We start from the raw sequence: 15,585 nt of genomic DNA on the forward strand, positions 1-15,585 counted from the left end.
GGTCCGGGACGTCGTCACGCGTCCCCGAACCAGGAACCTCCTCCGGCCCAGTGGGCCGCCCATCCCGCGAATCCGGGAGTGCCCGGCATCAGGTCGCTCTCCGGGCGGGTCCCGAAGGGGACCGCGCCGTTCTCGTCGATCAGCCAGACATGGCCGCGCTGCGGGCCCGTGACGACCAGGTGCCAGTACATGCCGCAGCCGTCGGTGCCCAGCAGCAGCGAGCCGTGGTCGTACGCGGCGTCCTGCCGGGCCTCGGACTCCGCGTCCGGTGGCTCCTGCTCGTCGTCGTCCTCCTCCCACAGCCAGGGCGCCGTGAGCGGGAAGGGCTCGGCGAGCACGCGCTCGGGGCGGTCCGCGCCCCAGTCGCCGGGGGCCTCGGCGAAGGGCAGCAGGCCGTAGTACGGCGGTCCCGCGCGCAGTCCGTCGCAGATCTCCGCGACGAACGTGCGGTACGGCTGCGGCAGGACGACGCCGTGCTCCGCCTCGAAGGAGCGCACCGCCGCCCAGCCCGCCGGCGGCGCCGCCCCCGGGCGGCACGCGAGGCTCCGGCGAAGGGCGGCCAGCTCGGCCGGGTCGGGGTTCTCCGTGTTCATGTCGATCATCATGCGGGGGAAGGGGCCCGAAGGACTACACCGGAGGGCGCTCCGCCGGTCCGCCCGCGGGTCAGGCGGGTCAGGCGGACTCGCGGACCACCAGCTCGGTCGAGAGGATCAGCGGCGTCGGGGTGTCCTCGTTGATCGCGCGCAGGAGCATGCGGGTCATCTCGCGGCCCAGCGCCTCGATCGGCTGGCGGACCGTCGTCAGGGCCGGGGTCGTGTGCTGGGCGGTGACGATGTCGTTGAATCCCACGACGGCCACGTCGTCGGGGACCGCGCGGCCCGCGCCGCGCAGCGCCTCCAGGGCGCCCGCCGCCATCGCGTCCGACGCCACGAACACGGCGTCGAGGTCCCCGTGCCGGTCCAGCAGTTGCGTCATCGCGCGGGCGCCGCCCTCCCGGGAGAAGTCGCCGTGGGCCACCCGCCGCCCGTCGAGGCCGGCCCCGTGGGCCGGGATGAGGGTCAACAGGGTGCCGGTCCAGGCAGCGTGCGACGAACAGCCGGCCTCTTCGCGTGATGGAGGCGAACACTATGGCGATATCTCGTGCTGTCGCCGATGCTGAGGATGGGTGTGGAGGGGATATTGGGAGGTGCACGGCGGCAGCGTCCCGGACGCGACGGGTGGGTCACCAGAGGTGACGCCTGCTCGACGGGGCACTGTACGTCAGGGGTGCAGCCCGTGGACCGAAGCGTGGCGGACCTACGGGGGACGAGCATGACGACGACCGAGCCACCGGACCAGAGACGGGATGGTCCGCAGCCGGGCGGTGCTGACGGCGCTCTTGCGGAGCCGGCCCCACAACAGGCCGGGCATAACGGGGACTCGGCCGACGGCCCGCCGGCCGCGGCCTCGCAGCCCCCGCGACAGGGTGACGCCGACGAGGGAAACGGAGCGCGTGAGAGCTTCGCATCGATCGTCGCCGAGACGCTCGGCCTGGCACCCGGCTCCTCTCGGCGGCGACGAGCGGTGACCTTGCTGGTGATGCTGTCGATCGCTCTCATGGCCGTCTTCCGGGACACGCTGACCGGCTACCTCATGATCAAACCCAGTGTGGGCAGGGAGAACGACTCCAACGCGGAGTACGACGCCGACAAGGTGCCGTTCACGGTGTCCGTGCGGCCCGAGGAGGCCGAGCCCGAGACATGGGCCGTGGTTCTCGACCGGGCACTGACTCCCGAAGAGAAGCAGAAACTGGTGGCCGTCGAGAACGACCGCTCGGGCGCCTTCTCGTACCTGAAGAAACTGGGCGGCCGCCCGCTCTCCACCGTGGCCACGCTGGAGAACGCCCCCGAGCGGTACAAGGATCAGCTGGCGTCACCCACCCTCGGAGGGTACGCCGACGTGTTCCAGATGAACGTGATGAGTACCCGGTCCACCGCGGTGACCATCAACGGCTGGCAGGCCATCGACGTCGTCTGCCGGAAGAGCACCGGGCACACCATCGTGCAACTTCCGGAGCAGGGCGGAGCATCCTATGAAGGTCTCCAGCTCCATATTCCGTCCCTCGTCGACGAACCGGTGCTGACCGATGAGGTCGAGGGACAAGGCGAGTCCTACTTCAGCACCCATGTCATCGAGGTCGGAGGCGGCCAGCCCTCGGGCAATTACAAGGTGCACGCGATCGCCCCACGGGGGAAGTCGTGCCAGTGGGGCATCAAGGTCCACTACACCGACTCCTACCAGACCAAGCGGTGGGTCCAGCTGAAGGACGGCAACGGCAAGCCCCTGCGTAAACGCACCGACTCCGTACCCACGGACGCCCGGCAGACGTGGGTTTTCATTGTTCAGCCATGGAGGCTGTGCGATCAGTCGGGGAAATGCATTGTGCATCCAAGGACGTAGTCGACACGGTCGCCCGACACCCCGAACGCGACCACCATCGCCCGGCAGAAGAACCGACGCCTCCAAGATCAACTATTGGCGGCTTCAGGGCTCGCCTCGATGATCCCCCCGATAGTCAGGGCACGCGCCCGCGTTCATCTATCGACCGTTTACCGAGCCCGCGGCGAGGAGTCGCCCTGCGGCCCGGCTCCTCGCCGGAACCGTTCATTTTCCCGTTCATCAACTGCTGGCGTTCAGACCGCCGTCTGAAGACGTTTGGTGAACGGAAGGGCTACCCCGAGGCGCTTGTCGGACTGGTCCGCGTCAGCACCGACAAGCAGAAGACCCTGCGCCAGCACGACGCCCTCGATGCGATCTGCCTCAAGGTCTTCGAGGAGAAGGTCAGCGGCAAGCTTGCCGTGGACGAGCGCCCCGGCCTGACCGCCGCCCTAGACTACCTCCGCGACGGCGACATGCTCACCGTCCAGGAAGTCGACCGCCTGGGCCGCAACCTCCTCGACGGGCTGATCGTCCTCAACGGTGACGCGATGACGCGTACCCCCAGGACCTTCGGCCGGATCGGCGCGGCCGCCGTGGCGGTGACCGCCTGCGCGCTCGCCACTGCGCAACCGGCCGCGGCAGACCCGCTGTCCGACACGAACGGCTTCTACGTCAACACCGCCTCGAACCCCGCCACATGGGTCGCGGCGCACCCCACCGGCGCCCGCGCGGCCGCCATCCGCACCCAGATCGCGGAACAGCCCATCGCCGCCTGGTTCGGCACCGGATCCACCGGGGCACAGGTCGCGAACTACGTGGGGAAGGCGGCCGGTCACGGCCGGCTGCCGGTGCTCGTCGCCTACAACATCCCGGGCCGCGACGCGTGCGGCGGCGAGTCCGGGGGCGGCGCCGGGAGCGTCGCCGCGTACCGGACGTGGATCTCCACGTTCGCGGCGGCCCTCGCGGACCGGCCCGCCGTCGTCGTCATCGAGCCGGACGCGCTCGGCGACTTCGCCTGCATGAGCGACACCCAGATCCAGGACCGCCTGGGCATGCTCACGTACGCGACCCGCATGCTGAAGGCCAAGGCACCCGGCACCTGGGCCTACCTGGACGCGGGCAACGCGGGCTGGACCGACGCCGCGACCATGGCGGGACGGCTCAGGGGCGCGGGCATCGCCGACGTACGCGGCTTCGCGGTCAACGTCTCCAACTACTACTCCACCAGCGCCTCGACGACCTACGCGAACGGGGTGGACGCGGCGCTCGGCGGCGGCTCGCACGTCGTCGTCGACACCAGCCGCAACGGGAACGGGAAGCTCGCCGGTGAATGGTGCAACCCGGCCGGACGCAAGCTCGGCACCCGCCCGCAGGAAGGCGGCGGCGCCGACATGCTGCTCTGGATCAAGACGCCGGGAAACTCGGACGGCCGGTGCGGCACCGCCCCCGGCGTCCCGGCCGGAACCTTCAGCCCCGACCAGGCCACCCGCCTGATCGACGGCACCTGACGGAACGGACCGACGGGTGGGCCCGCAAGACCACCGGGCCCACCCCGACCCGCTGTGTACGGTCGGCCCCGCCGAGGTGTAAACCATCGGTAACACCAGTGCGCCGCACCGCGCACTGCGGTCACCACCGTAGCCAGGGAGCCGAGTTGAGCAAGGACCGCACGTACGACTACGTCATCGTCGGAGCCGGTTCGGCCGGGTGCGTCCTCGCGGGGCGGCTCAGCGAGGACCCGTCCGTCCGGGTCGCCCTCGTCGAGTCGGGGCCCCGCGACCGCAAGACGGAGATCCGGATACCGGCCGCCTTCCCGAAACTGTTCAAGACGCCGTACGACTGGGACCTCGCCACCACCGGGCAGCCCGCCCTGGACGACCGCGAGCTGTACTGGCCGCGCGGCCACACCCTCGGCGGCTCCTCCTCCCTCAACGCGATGATGTGGGTGCGCGGCCACCGCTCCGACTACGACGCCTGGGGCGAGGCCGCGGGGGAGGAGTGGGCCTACGACGCGTTCGCCCCGTACTTCCGGCGCGCCGAACGGTGGGGCGGCGAACGCCCCGCCCGGTCGGTGTACGGCACCGACGGCCCGCTCCACATCTCGCCCCAGCGCGCCCCGAACCCCACCACGGCCGCGTTCCTCGACGCCTGCCGCGCCCAGGGGCTGCGGGAACTGACGGAGGTGAACGAGGCGGACCACACGGGCTTCGGCATGACCCCGGTCAACCAGTACCGGGGCCGCCGCTGGAGCGCCGCCGACGGCTACCTCAAGCCCGCCGCCCGCCGCCCCAACCTCGACATCATCACCGGCGCCCGCGTCACCCGGATCGACTTCGACGGCATCCGCGCCGCCGGGGTCGTCGCCGAAGGCATCCCCGCCGGCACCCTGCGCGCCACCCGCGAGGTCGTCCTCAGCGCCGGCGCCATCGGCTCGCCGCACCTGCTCCAGCAGGCCGGGATCGGCGACCCCGAGGCGCTGACCGCCGCCGGCATCGCCCCCCGCGTCATCGCGCCCGGCGTCGGCCGCCACCTCCAGGACCACCTCTCCTACGCGGTCACCGTCCGCTGCCCGCGGCCCGTCTCGCTCACCGGCGCCGACACCCCCGCCAACCTCGCCCGCTTCCTGCTCGGCGGCCGCGGCCCGCTCACCTCGAACATCGGCGAGGCCGTCGCCTTCCTCGCGTCGCGCCCCGAACTCACCGCGCCGGACGTCGAGTTGCTGTTCGCGCCGGTGCCCTTCGTGAACCACGGGCTCACCCCGCCCACCGAGCACGGACTCACCATCGGCGTCGTCCTGCTCCAACCGCGCAGCGAGGGCCGCATCACCCCGACCGGCCCGGGCTCCGGGCCCGCCATCGACCCGGACTACCTCACCGCCGACGAGGACCTGCGCACGCTGATCGCGGGGGTGCGCCGCGCCGAGGAACTGCTCGCGGATCCCGCCCTGAGCCCGCTGCACGCCTCGCCCCTGGGCGGCTACCCCGGCGTCGTCGACGACGAGGCGCTGGCCCGCGCCGTCCGGGCCGGCGCGGAGACCCTGTACCACCCGGTCGGCACCTGCCGGATGGGCACGGACGCGGACGCGGTCACCGACCCCCGGCTGCGGGTGCGCGGCACCGAGGCGCTGCGCGTCGTCGACGCCTCCGTCATGCCGCACATCACCCGGGGCCACACGCACGCGCCCACGGTCGCCCTCGCGGAGAAGGCGGTGGAACTGATCCGCGAGGACGCCCGCGCGTGACGCGACGGCCCGGCGCGGGCGGGCCTAGGAGCCGACGCTCACCGTGAAACGGCGCGGATTCCCGTCGTTCGCCGCGCCGGAGACGTCCGGCTCGCCGTCGGGGCGCACGTCGTCGTACGGGAACGCGTAGCCGATCGGCGAGTTGGCGTGCACGATGCGCGACCAGTGGTTCGTCGTCGCGTCCCGGTAGTAGTCCCCGGACCCGGCGCCGTTCGGCTGCGAGGGGTGCGTGAGCATGATGCCGCGGTTGAATCCGGCGGCGAGCCGGGCCAGCAGCCCCTTCTTGTCGTCGGAGTCCGCCGGGTTGTTGGCGAACGGACCGTAGTTGCAGGTGAAGATGTCCTTCGCGGTCGGCTTGGTGAAGGTGTGGCCGCCGTTGAAGGTGAGCGTGCCGCCGCTGACCCGGCCGGTGAACACGCCGCGCCCGCCCTGGAGGTCGATGCTCAGGTCGGTGCCCGCGTACTTGGCCCACACCTGGTCGGCGTAGGCGTCGAAGTAGTCGCGGAACGGCATCCGGTCGGGCTGCCCGAAGAACGGCGCCATGAGGTTCTGCGGCGAGATCGCCCGGAGCACCTTCCCGTCGCCGCCCTTGATGACGAGCTGGTCCCAGGGCTGCCCGTCCTCGGCGGCCTGCGCGGCGAGGTCCGCGGCGATCCGGTCGACGGCGCCGTCCGGCAGCGGGGCGACGGTGTGGGTGGTGTCGCCCTCCAGGGTCAGCCCGATGGGCAGCGCGGTGACCAGGTCGACGTAGCTGATGTTCGCGTACAGCTGGTCGGAGTTGAAGGTGAACTCGCAGAACGACCAGGTCTTGCCGTAGTTCGGGTCCGCCTCGGTGGCGAAGGCCGGTTCGACCAGGGAGGGGCCCGGGTTGAGGAAGAAGTCGAGCGTGTCGTTGCGCACGAAGTACACGCGCGCGCCGTACATCTGAGGCAGCGTCACCACCTTCGGCGCGGAGCCCGCCGCGCCCAGCGGGATGGCGCAGTCGACGGGCAGCGGGGTCTGCGGGGCGCTCGGAGAGGCCGGGCGGTAGACGCCGCCGTCGGCCTTCAGGAGCACCCAGTTGCCCGTGGACTGCTCGTGCCCGGTGACGTACGCGTTGACCGTACCGCTCAACGACTTGTTCTCCAGGGCCAGTTCACAGGTGGCGGGCGCGGCGCCCGCGGTCCAGGCCGGCCAGGCCAGGGAGGTGGCCGCCGTTGCGGCGGTGGTGGCGGCGCCGGCGAGGAACAGTCTGCGAGATATCACGATCGAGACTCCCGACATGTGGGGGGTGTGGGGGAGCCCCACTGTGGCGAGAGCGGCAAGAGGCGTCAAGACTTAGGACGGGGAGCGCTCCCAGGAATTGATCGCGTTCAGGTGTTGAAGGCGACCGGGGGGTGGCCGAATGGTCCGTACCTTGCCTGGTCAGGCGTGGTGGGACGGCGATTGTCAGTGGGCGGTGGAAGACTCGGAGGTCCGGAGCACACACGGGACATTCCCTCGACGGAGAGGGCACGACCATGATCACCACAGACTTCGTGAACGGCGGACCGGTCTGGCTGGACCTCGGCACCCCGGACCTGGACGGCGCGGTCTCCTTCTACGGCGGACTCTTCGGCTGGCGGTTCGCGTCGGCCGGTCCCGAGTTCGGCGGGTACGGCACCTTCCGCCTCGGTGACAAGGCGGTGTCCGGCGCCATGACGGTCACCGCCGAGCAGGGCGAGCCGGCCTGGAGCGTCTACTTCGGGACGGGTGACGCCGAAGCCACGGTCAAGACGGCCGAGCAGGCCGGCGGCACCGTCCTCCTCCCGGCGACGGACGTCGGCGACCTGGGCCGCATGGCGATGATCGCCGACCCCGGCGGCGCGTCGTTCGGCATCTGGCAGCCGGGCGTCCACCGGGGCCTGGAGCACGTGACGGAGGACGGCGGGCTGAACTGGCTGGAGCTGTACACCCCCGACCTCGCCGCCGCCCGGACGTTCTACGGCACGGTCTTCGGCTGGGGCGCGTTCGACGTGGAGTTCCCCGGCGGCACGTACACGACGGTGAACCCGGCGGGCACGGACGAGAACGCCATGTTCGGCGGGATCGTCCCCCTGGACCCCGAGCCGGTGCGGGCCGGGGAGGGCGGCTACTGGACGCCGTACTTCCACGTCCCGGACGTGGACGCGACGGCGTCGACGACGCGGCGGCTCGGCGGCGACATCCGCTCGGCCCCGGTCGACGTCCCCGGGGTGGGGCGGATCGCCCAGCTCGCCGACCCGCACGGCGCCGGGTTCGCCGTGCTCAGGGGCGATCCGGACCAGCGGTAGCCGGGGAGGTGCCCCGCCCGGTGCGGCGTTGATCGCGCGTTGATCGAACGTTTTTCGCCGGGCGGGAGGCTCGCCCCATGCACGCGACGACGACCCTTCCGCCTGCCGAACCCACCTGGCAGGACCAGGCCCTGTGCGCCCAGACCGGCGGCGACTTCTTCTTCCCGGAACCGGGCAGCTCGGTCAGAGAGGCTAAGCAGATCTGCCGCCTCTGCGAGATCCGCCCGGCCTGTCTCGACTACGCCCTGGCCAACGACGAACGCTTCGGCGTCTGGGGCGGGCTCTCCGAGAAGGAGCGGCATCAGCTCCGGCGCGGCTGACCCACGGATGCGGGGCGCCGGGGGCACCGGGGCGCGGAGGACCGGCCCTAACCCTCCGGCGCGGCCCGCACCGCCGAGATGTCGAATTGCAGGCGCACCTTCTCGCTGACCATGGTGCCGCCCGCCTCCAGGCGCTTGTTGTAGACCAGCCCCCACTCGGTGCGGTCGATGGTCGTGGTGCCGTCGAACCCGGACCGTTCGAAGCCGAACGGGTCCAGCACCGAGCCCAGATAGTCGAGCTGGAGATCCACCGGGCGGCTCACCCCGCGGATCGTCAGGTCCCCGGCCATGCGGAACGTCCCGCCGCCCTCGTGGACCGTGGAGGTGCTGCGGAACACCATCTCCGGGTGCTGGGCCGCGTCGAAGAAGTCCCGGCCCACGATGTGCGCGTCACGCTGCTCCACGCCCGTGTCCACGCTGGCGACCCGGATCACCAGCTCGGCGCGGGAGCGGGACGGCACCGCGCCGTCGAAGTACAGCGTCGAGTCGTAGTCGGCGAAGGCGCCCCGCACGGTGGTGACCATGGCGTGCCGCACGGAGAAGCCGATCCGGCTGTGCGGCCGGTCGATGGTCCACTGCCCGGACAGCGCCCGCAGCCGGGGATCGAGCGCGACCTCGCCGGTGCTCTCGCCCGGGAACGGGGTGCGAGGGCTGACGACGGCCGGGGCCGGGTCGATGGTCGCGACCGGGTGACGACGGTTGAAGATACCCATGCGGGCGAGCCTCCTTCTGTTCGATCACTCCGTGTTATCACGCCATCGGCGGGACGCGGGCGGCGAGTTGGGCGGTCTCGTCCGAGTTCTGCGGGGTAAGGCGGTCAAAGCTGCACAGGATCGCCATGGATGTGAACGCACGGCCGGACAGACCGATGTCACCCATCGTGATCGGGAGGGTGGCGCGCGTCGCGCGCACGCGAAGGGCCGTGGTCGCGGCCGCCCGGTGAACGAGCGGCCGCGACCACGGCCCGTGCGACCGGTGCGGCCGGACCTACACGGCCGCGGCCCTGGCCGCCATCCGCGCCTTGCGCGCCGCGAGCTTCTCGTCGAACTTGGACGCCTCGGTGTCCAGGCCGTTCATGAACAGACCCAGCTCCTCCTGAGCCTTGACGCCCTCCGGGCCGAGCCCGCCGATCTCCATGACCTTCAGGAACCGCAGCACGGGCTGGATCACGTCGTCGTGGTGGATCCGCAGGTTGTAGACCTCGCCGATCGCCATCTGCGCGGCGGCCCGCTCGAAGCCGGGGATGCCGTGCCCGGGCATCCGGAAGTCGACGACGACGTCGCGCACGGACTGCATCGTCAGGTCGGGCGCCAGCTCGAAGGCGGCCTTCAGCAGGTTCCGGTAGAACACCATGTGCAGGTTCTCGTCGGTCGCGATGCGCGACAGCATGCGGTCGCAGACCGGGTCGCCGGACTGGTGGCCGGTGTTGCGGTGCGAGATCCGGGTCGCCAGCTCCTGGAACGCGACGTACGCGATCGAGTGCAGCATCGAGTGGTTGTTGTCCGACTCGTAGCCCTCGCTCATGTGGGACATGCGGAAGGATTCCAGCTGGTCCGGGTCGACGGCGCGCGACGCGAGGAGGTAGTCGCGCATCACGATGCCGTGCCGGCCCTCCTCGGCGGTCCAGCGGTGCACCCAGGTGCCCCACGCGCCGTTGCGGCCGAAGAGGGTCGCGATCTCGTGGTGGTAGCTGGGGAGGTTGTCCTCGGTCAGCAGATTGACGATCAGCGCGGTGCGGCCGACCTCGGTGACCTTCGACTGGTCCTTCCGCCAGGCCTCGCCGTCCTCGAAGAGGCCGGGGAAGTTCCGGGCGTCGGACCAGGGCACGTACTCGTGCGGCATCCAGTCCTTGGCGACCTTCAGATGGCGGTTCAGCTCCTTCTCGACCACTTCCTCCAGCGCGTACAGAAGGCGGGCGTCGGTCCATGTGGTCGACGAGCCGAGGCGGGGAGAGATGACGGTCACGGGAAGCTCCTGGGGGACGGAGGTACAGCGAGCGGTACGAGCGGTACTACCTACGGTGTCGTAGGTTACGTTGCCGTAGGTTAAGCGCTCGATAAAGAGCTGGGGTTACGCGGAGAGGTCACGGAGCCGCACTGAGAGACACGTCACACATCTTTTACGCTTCTCGAACTCCGGGATGTCAGCCGGAACGGGCTCATGACCGAGGCCCGCCGACCACTCCGCCGACGCGGGCGCGCCGGCCGCCATGAGCAGGCGGGTTCCGCCCTGCGGCGCCACGTGGGCGCCCGCTCCCTCCGGCACGGGCAGGAAGCGCGGGAAGCGCGAGGCGTGCTCCAGCACGCGCGCCCAGCGGCTCGCAGGCGGCGCGCAGTCGCCGTAGCCCTGCCGTGTTCGTGCGTCCGCAGCGTCCCACGTAGAGCGTGTCGCCCCCTTTCAGTACACCGCCGCCGTCCGGCGTGCCGGGTTCCCCCGCCCGGCTGACGGAGCGGCCGACGCGCGTCACGATCCGCGCGACGCCCGGCTCCACCGGGACCGTCTGCCACTCGTGCCCCTCCAGCACCGCCACACACACCCGCCACAGCGCCCGCGCCCTCCCCGGGGCGACGGGAGTGCGCTCGGCGTGCGTGACGAGCCCGTCGGCCGGGCGCGGGCCCGGCCGACGGACGAGGGCCTTCATGCTGGGCACAGGGGGTCTCCACGGGTCACGGCGCCGCGCTGCCGCGGGTGCGGGGCGACGGCTGCGGGCCCATCATGCACAGCGCGGCGGGCACGGCGGAATACCCCGTTACACGGCCGTCACCTCCTTCTCGCGGGGCGGGGTGCCGCGGGCGGTCACCCGGTCCCGCCGCCCAGTTCGAGCCACCGGGTCACCCCGATCGACTCCAGGAACGGCAGGTCGTGGCTCGCCACGATCAGCGCCCCCTCGTACGACTCCAGGGCCGACGTCAGGCGGCGCACGCTCGCCATGTCCAGGTTGTTCGTCGGCTCGTCCAGCAGGAGCAGCTGCGGCGCGGGCTCGGCGAGCATCAGCGCGGCCAGCGTCGCGCGGAAGCGCTCACCGCCCGACAGGGTCGCCGCCCGCTGATCGGCCTTGGCGCCCTTGAACAGGAAGCGGGCCAGCCGGGCCCGGATCCGGTTGACGTCGGCGTCCGGCGCGAACCGGGCGACGTTCTCGGCGACGGTCGCCGTGTCGTCGAGCACGTCGAGCCGCTGCGGCAGGAACCGCCACGGCACGTGCGTGATCACCTCGCCCCCGGCCGGCGCCAGCTCCCCGGCGATGGTCCGCAGCAGCGTCGTCTTGCCCGCCCCGTTGCGCCCGACCAGCGCCACCCGCTCCGGCCCGCGCAGCTCGAACTCGCCGCTCACCCCCGACCCGTAGGGCAGGGCCAGCGAGTGCAGCGTGAGCACCGAACGCCCCGGCGGCACCGCCGTGAACGGCAGCTCGATACGGATCTCGTCGTCGTCGCGCACCGCCTCCACGGCCTCGTCGAGCCGCTCCTTGGCCTCGGCCAGCTTCTCCTCGTGCACGATCCGGTGCTTGCCCGCCGAGACCTGCGCCGATCTGCTGCGCAGCTTCATCACCGCCCGCGGCTCGCGCTTGGTGTCGTACATCTTCTGTGCGTAGCGCCTGCGTCGCGCCAACTTCACGTGCGCGTCGGTCAGTTCGCGCCGCTGCCGCTTCAGGTCCGACTCCGCGACCCGCACCAGCCGTTCCGCCGCCTCCTGTTCGACGGCCAGCGCCTCCTCGTACGCCGAGTAGTTGCCGCCGTACCGGGTGACCTCACCGCCGCGCAGATCGGCGATCTGGTCGACCAGGTCGAGGAGTTCACGGTCGTGGCTGACGACGATCAGCACTCCGGGCCAGCGCTCCACGGCCCCGTACAGCCGCTGTCGCGCGTACCGGTCCAGGTTGTTGGTGGGCTCGTCGAGCAGCAGCACGTCGGGGCGGCGCAGCAGCAGCGCCGCGAGGCGCAGCAGGACCGACTCGCCGCCCGACAGCTCCCCGACCGTGCGGTCCAGATCGATGTGGTCCAGGCCGAGTTGGGCGAGCGTGGCGACGGTGCGCTCCTCCACGTCCCAGTCGTCGCCGACCACGGCGAAGTGCTCATCGGCCACGTCGCCCGACTCGATGGCGTGCAGCGCGGTGCGGACGCCGGCGATCCCGAGGACGTCGTCGACGCGCAGCGCGGTGTCCAGCGTGACGTTCTGCGGCAGGTGACCGACCTCGCCGGCCACCCGCACGGTGCCTTCGGCGGGCCGCAGCTCACCGGCGATCAGCTTCAACAGGGTCGACTTTCCCGAGCCGTTGGTGCCGATCAGTCCGGTGCGGCCGGGGCCGAAGGCGACCTGGAGGCCGTCGAAGACGCCGGTGCCGTCCGGCCAGGCGTAGTCGACTCCGGTGACGGCGACGGAGATCGTGGGGGAACCGGGACTGCTCCGGGGATGTGACATACAGGCCTCGCGGTTGCTCGGTGCGAACGGTGACGTGATGCGACGCGTTCGAGACACCGCGGGACCCGGGCAACGAAAAAAGGGCCTGTACCGAGGGGAGGACGGCTCATGCGCCGAGGTCTCGCACGACACGGATCGCGCAGCACGCAGCGGCTGCGGAACACGCGCGGTGTCTCAAGACCTCAGAGGAGCAACGTCCTTCTCCGTTTCGACGGCAACAGAACCGGCATCCACGCTAGGGAGCTGCCCGGGGGCTGTCAAAGAATTATCGTGGGGACGTGCCCCAAGGCTCCCCGTCGCTCCCCGCCCGCCTGCTCCTCGTCGCGTACGACCCCGGCAAGGACCGGGTGACCGGCGCCCCCGACCTGGCCCTCGCCGTGCGCGCCGGGGCCCTCGCCGAGCTCGCCGCGCGCGGCCTCGTCCGCGAGATCGACGGCGTCGTCACCCCGGTGCCGGACGGCCGCACCGACGACCCCGTCCTCGACCAGCTCCTCGAACTGATCCAGGAGTCGCGGCCACGCTCCTGGCGCCGCCTGATCACCCACCGGGCCCGCCTGACCCGGGACACGGTGCGCCGCGAGCTCGTCGCGGCGGGCTGGCTCGCGGCCGAACGGCGCCGCGTCCTCGGCCTGTTCCCCGGCACCCGGTACACGCTGCTCCGCGCCGGGTACGTGGAGGTGCTGCGCATGGAGGCCAGGAACGCGCTGACCGGGCCCGACGCGCCCGACGCCGTCCACCCCGACCGGGCGGCCCTCCTCGTCCTCGCCGCCGCCGGACACTTCCGGGGCCTGCTCTCAGGCCGCGAGCGCCGCCGGTACGCGGACCGGCTCACCGCTCTCGCCGCCCTCGCCGGACCCGCCGTGCCGGAGATCCGCACGGCACTGGAGGCGGCCGTGAAGTCCGCGGAGGCGGCGCGGGCGTCGGACGGGGGCGGTGGCTGAGACCGCGTCGCCCCGATGGCCCCGGCCGGCTCCCCGCCCGACCGGGGGAGACGGTCAGAGCGCGTCGCGCAGCAGCTCGGCCAGGTACCCGTCCACGTCCATGTGCCGGCCCTCGTCGCCCGTCGGCACCAGCCGCGTCGTGCCCGTCAGGAACTGCCGTACGTCGTCCGAGCGCAGATGGACGACGGCGGTGCCCTCCAGCGCGTGGAACTCCAGGACCGTACGGTCGTATCCGTACGGGCGCACGCGGACGTCCCCCGCGCCGACGGACTCGGTCAGGCCGCCGGTCAGCAGCTCGCGGGCGAACGTCCAGGACACGTCGACGCCCTCCAGGGTCGCCGCCGCCGGGAACGACATGCGGACGGCGAACGGGTCGTGCGTGTCGTAGCGCAGGGTCGCGGGGATGCTCGCCATGCGTGGCGCGGCGGCGACGAGACGGGCCTCGACGGCTTGCTCGATGACGGTGGACAACGCCTGCTCCCTTACGACTGGACGGAGAGCGACGGACGCTCTGAGGGCCTCTCTCGACTAGACGGCGGAACGAGAGAATCCGTGCACCTGATGTCGGACGAAAAACAAGTGACCTCTGTCACCGGTTTCAATCAAGGTCGTTTCGCGGTGCTCTGGACGCGGCCGGGACGGTGGGCTAGCTTCGCGCGCCATGGGGAGACCGCGAACATCGAGACGCCGGAGGATCCCGCGCGTCCTGGGCCCGGTGGTGACGGCGTTGTTGGGCGTCCTCGCCGTCGGCACGAACCCGACGACCGCGTCCGCGTCCGCGCCCGTATCCACACCCGCATCCGTATCCACACCCGTATCCGCATCCGCGTCCGTGCGGCAGCCGTCCTGGCACCCGACGGAGACCTCGCGGACGGACGTGCGGTTCCGCGGCCTCGCGGCCGTCGACCGGTCCGCCGCCTGGCTGGCCGGGACCGGGGGCACCGTCCTGCGCACCACCGACGGCGGCCGGCACTGGCGCGACGTGTCCCCGCCCGGGGCGGCCGGTCTGGAGCTGCGCGACGTCGAGGCGTTCGGCACGCGCCGCGCCGTCGTCCTGGCCATCGGCGAGGGCGACGCCTCCCGGATCTTCCGCACGGACGACGCCGGCGCCACCTGGACGGAGTCGTTCCGCAACACCGACCCGAAGGCGTTCTACGACTGCGTGGCGTTCTTCGACCCCCGGCACGGGCTGGCGATGAGCGATCCGGTCGACGGCCGGTTCCGCCTCCTGTCGACCCGCGACGGCGGCCGGTCCTGGTCGGTGCTGCCGAGCGCCGGGATGCCGCCCGCGCTGCCCGGTGAGGCGGGCTTCGCCGCGTCCGGGCAGTGCCTGGTGACGTCGGGCCCCCGGGACGTCTGGCTGGCGACGGGCGGCGGCGCGGACGCCCGCGTGCTGCACTCCGCCGACCGCGGGCGGACCTGGCGGGCCGGCACCACGACGGTTCCCGCGGGCGACCCGGCGCGCGGCGTCTTCGGCCTCGCCTTCCGCGACCGCGCGCACGGCATCGCCGTCGGCGGCGACTACCGCGCCGACCAGCCCTCGCCGCGCGCCGCCGCCGTCACCGGCGACGCGGGCCGCACCTGGACGGCGGCCACCACCGGACCGCCCGCCTACCGCTCCGGCGTCGCCTGGCTCCCGCACCGCCGCGGCGCCGCCCTCGCGGTCGGCCCGACGGGCACCGACCTCACCACGGACGGCGGCCGCTCCTGGCGCACGGTCGACCCGGGCTCGTACGACACCGTGGACTGCGCCCGCGACGGCGGCTGCTGGGCGGCGGGGGAGCACGGCAGGGCGGCCCGCCTGGTGCGGTAGGCCGCAGGCCGCCCGGGAGGCCCGGGCCTCCCGGCCACGCGCCCGGTGATCCGGTCCGCGCACACGGCGGCCACCCCGTCCAGCCAGGTGCGCCGGGCTCAGCCGGATCCGCCCTGTTCACCGGCGTGTACGGCGCCCGGCCGCC

General features: G+C 72.3%; 14 protein-coding genes and 1 pseudogene. 7 read left to right on the forward strand and 8 right to left on the reverse strand.

The genetic code is table 11. From position 1 onward, the window contains the following. Window positions 1-14 precede the first annotated feature (14 nt). Both ACIP5K_RS14360 and ACIP5K_RS14365 read right to left on the reverse strand, forming a co-directional pair. Entirely contained in the window at window positions 15-605 is a 591-nt protein-coding gene (locus tag ACIP5K_RS14360; protein ID WP_401409177.1) for an SMI1/KNR4 family protein, read from the reverse strand. Window positions 606-672: 67 nt separating this feature from the next. Next, window positions 673-1,065 carry a LacI family DNA-binding transcriptional regulator gene (locus ACIP5K_RS14365; RefSeq protein WP_401410193.1) on the reverse strand — a complete coding sequence of 131 codons (393 nt, stop codon included), beginning with the start codon at window positions 1,063-1,065 and terminating at the stop codon, window positions 673-675. 246 nt (window positions 1,066-1,311) lie between these two features. Here ACIP5K_RS14365 and ACIP5K_RS14370 point away from each other — a divergent pair, with 246 nt between their 5' ends. From ACIP5K_RS14370 to ACIP5K_RS14380, 3 genes are all read left to right on the forward strand, one after another. Continuing rightward, complete coding sequence (locus ACIP5K_RS14370; RefSeq protein ID WP_401409180.1) at window positions 1,312-2,439, forward strand: hypothetical protein; 1,128 nt, start codon at window positions 1,312-1,314, stop codon at window positions 2,437-2,439. Then, on the forward strand, window positions 2,415-3,926 hold the full coding sequence (locus tag ACIP5K_RS14375; RefSeq protein WP_401410195.1) for a glycoside hydrolase family 6 protein: 1,512 nt from the start codon (window positions 2,415-2,417) through the stop codon (window positions 3,924-3,926). Before ACIP5K_RS14370 ends, ACIP5K_RS14375 begins: the two co-directional genes overlap by 25 nt. Before the next feature lie 146 nt (window positions 3,927-4,072). Next, on the forward strand, window positions 4,073-5,659 hold the full coding sequence (locus ACIP5K_RS14380) for a GMC family oxidoreductase (RefSeq protein WP_401409183.1): 1,587 nt from the start codon (window positions 4,073-4,075) through the stop codon (window positions 5,657-5,659). A 24-nt stretch (window positions 5,660-5,683) separates the two neighbouring features. Here ACIP5K_RS14380 and ACIP5K_RS14385 read toward each other — a convergent pair whose 3' ends face one another. Then, a complete protein-coding gene (locus ACIP5K_RS14385) occupies window positions 5,684-6,904 on the reverse strand; it encodes a glycoside hydrolase family 64 protein (protein WP_401409186.1) in 1,221 nt (406 codons plus the stop codon). Window positions 6,905-7,158: 254 nt separating this feature from the next. Between ACIP5K_RS14385 and ACIP5K_RS14390 the strand changes: the two genes are divergently transcribed. Beyond that, window positions 7,159-7,950, forward strand: coding sequence for a VOC family protein (locus tag ACIP5K_RS14390; protein WP_401409189.1), 792 nt, complete (start codon window positions 7,159-7,161; stop codon window positions 7,948-7,950). Between the two features lie 77 nt (window positions 7,951-8,027). Continuing rightward, on the forward strand, window positions 8,028-8,270 hold the full coding sequence (locus tag ACIP5K_RS14395; RefSeq protein WP_401409192.1) for a WhiB family transcriptional regulator: 243 nt from the start codon (window positions 8,028-8,030) through the stop codon (window positions 8,268-8,270). Between the two features lie 47 nt (window positions 8,271-8,317). On the opposite strand, the gene ACIP5K_RS14400 is transcribed toward ACIP5K_RS14395, so the two are convergent. From ACIP5K_RS14400 to ACIP5K_RS14415, 4 genes and pseudogenes are all read right to left on the reverse strand, one after another. Next, complete coding sequence (locus tag ACIP5K_RS14400; protein ID WP_401409195.1) at window positions 8,318-8,983, reverse strand: YceI family protein; 666 nt, start codon at window positions 8,981-8,983, stop codon at window positions 8,318-8,320. Window positions 8,984-9,257: 274 nt separating this feature from the next. Beyond that, window positions 9,258-10,235: an acyl-ACP desaturase gene (locus ACIP5K_RS14405; protein ID WP_401409198.1), complete on the reverse strand. Its 978-nt coding sequence runs from the start codon at window positions 10,233-10,235 to the stop codon at window positions 9,258-9,260. 105 nt (window positions 10,236-10,340) lie between these two features. Next, window positions 10,341-10,920: pseudogene (locus ACIP5K_RS14410) on the reverse strand (N(G),N(G)-dimethylarginine dimethylaminohydrolase). 146 nt (window positions 10,921-11,066) lie between these two features. Continuing rightward, entirely contained in the window at window positions 11,067-12,686 is a 1,620-nt protein-coding gene (locus ACIP5K_RS14415) for an ABC-F family ATP-binding cassette domain-containing protein (protein ID WP_401409201.1), read from the reverse strand. A 278-nt stretch (window positions 12,687-12,964) separates the two neighbouring features. On the opposite strand from ACIP5K_RS14415, the gene ACIP5K_RS14420 reads away from it, so the two are divergent. After that, complete coding sequence (locus tag ACIP5K_RS14420) at window positions 12,965-13,627, forward strand: GPP34 family phosphoprotein (protein ID WP_401409204.1); 663 nt, start codon at window positions 12,965-12,967, stop codon at window positions 13,625-13,627. A gap of 54 nt (window positions 13,628-13,681) precedes the next feature. On the opposite strand, the gene ACIP5K_RS14425 is transcribed toward ACIP5K_RS14420, so the two are convergent. Then, window positions 13,682-14,098 carry an SsgA family sporulation/cell division regulator gene (locus tag ACIP5K_RS14425; protein WP_401409207.1) on the reverse strand — a complete coding sequence of 139 codons (417 nt, stop codon included), beginning with the start codon at window positions 14,096-14,098 and terminating at the stop codon, window positions 13,682-13,684. 190 nt (window positions 14,099-14,288) lie between these two features. On the opposite strand from ACIP5K_RS14425, the gene ACIP5K_RS14430 reads away from it, so the two are divergent. Further along, window positions 14,289-15,440, forward strand: coding sequence for a WD40/YVTN/BNR-like repeat-containing protein (locus tag ACIP5K_RS14430; protein WP_401409210.1), 1,152 nt, complete (start codon window positions 14,289-14,291; stop codon window positions 15,438-15,440). Window positions 15,441-15,585 lie beyond the last annotated feature (145 nt).

The organism is Streptomyces sp. NPDC088785, from assembly GCF_044750685.1.
Classification (GTDB): Bacteria; Actinomycetota; Actinomycetes; order Streptomycetales; family Streptomycetaceae; genus Streptomyces.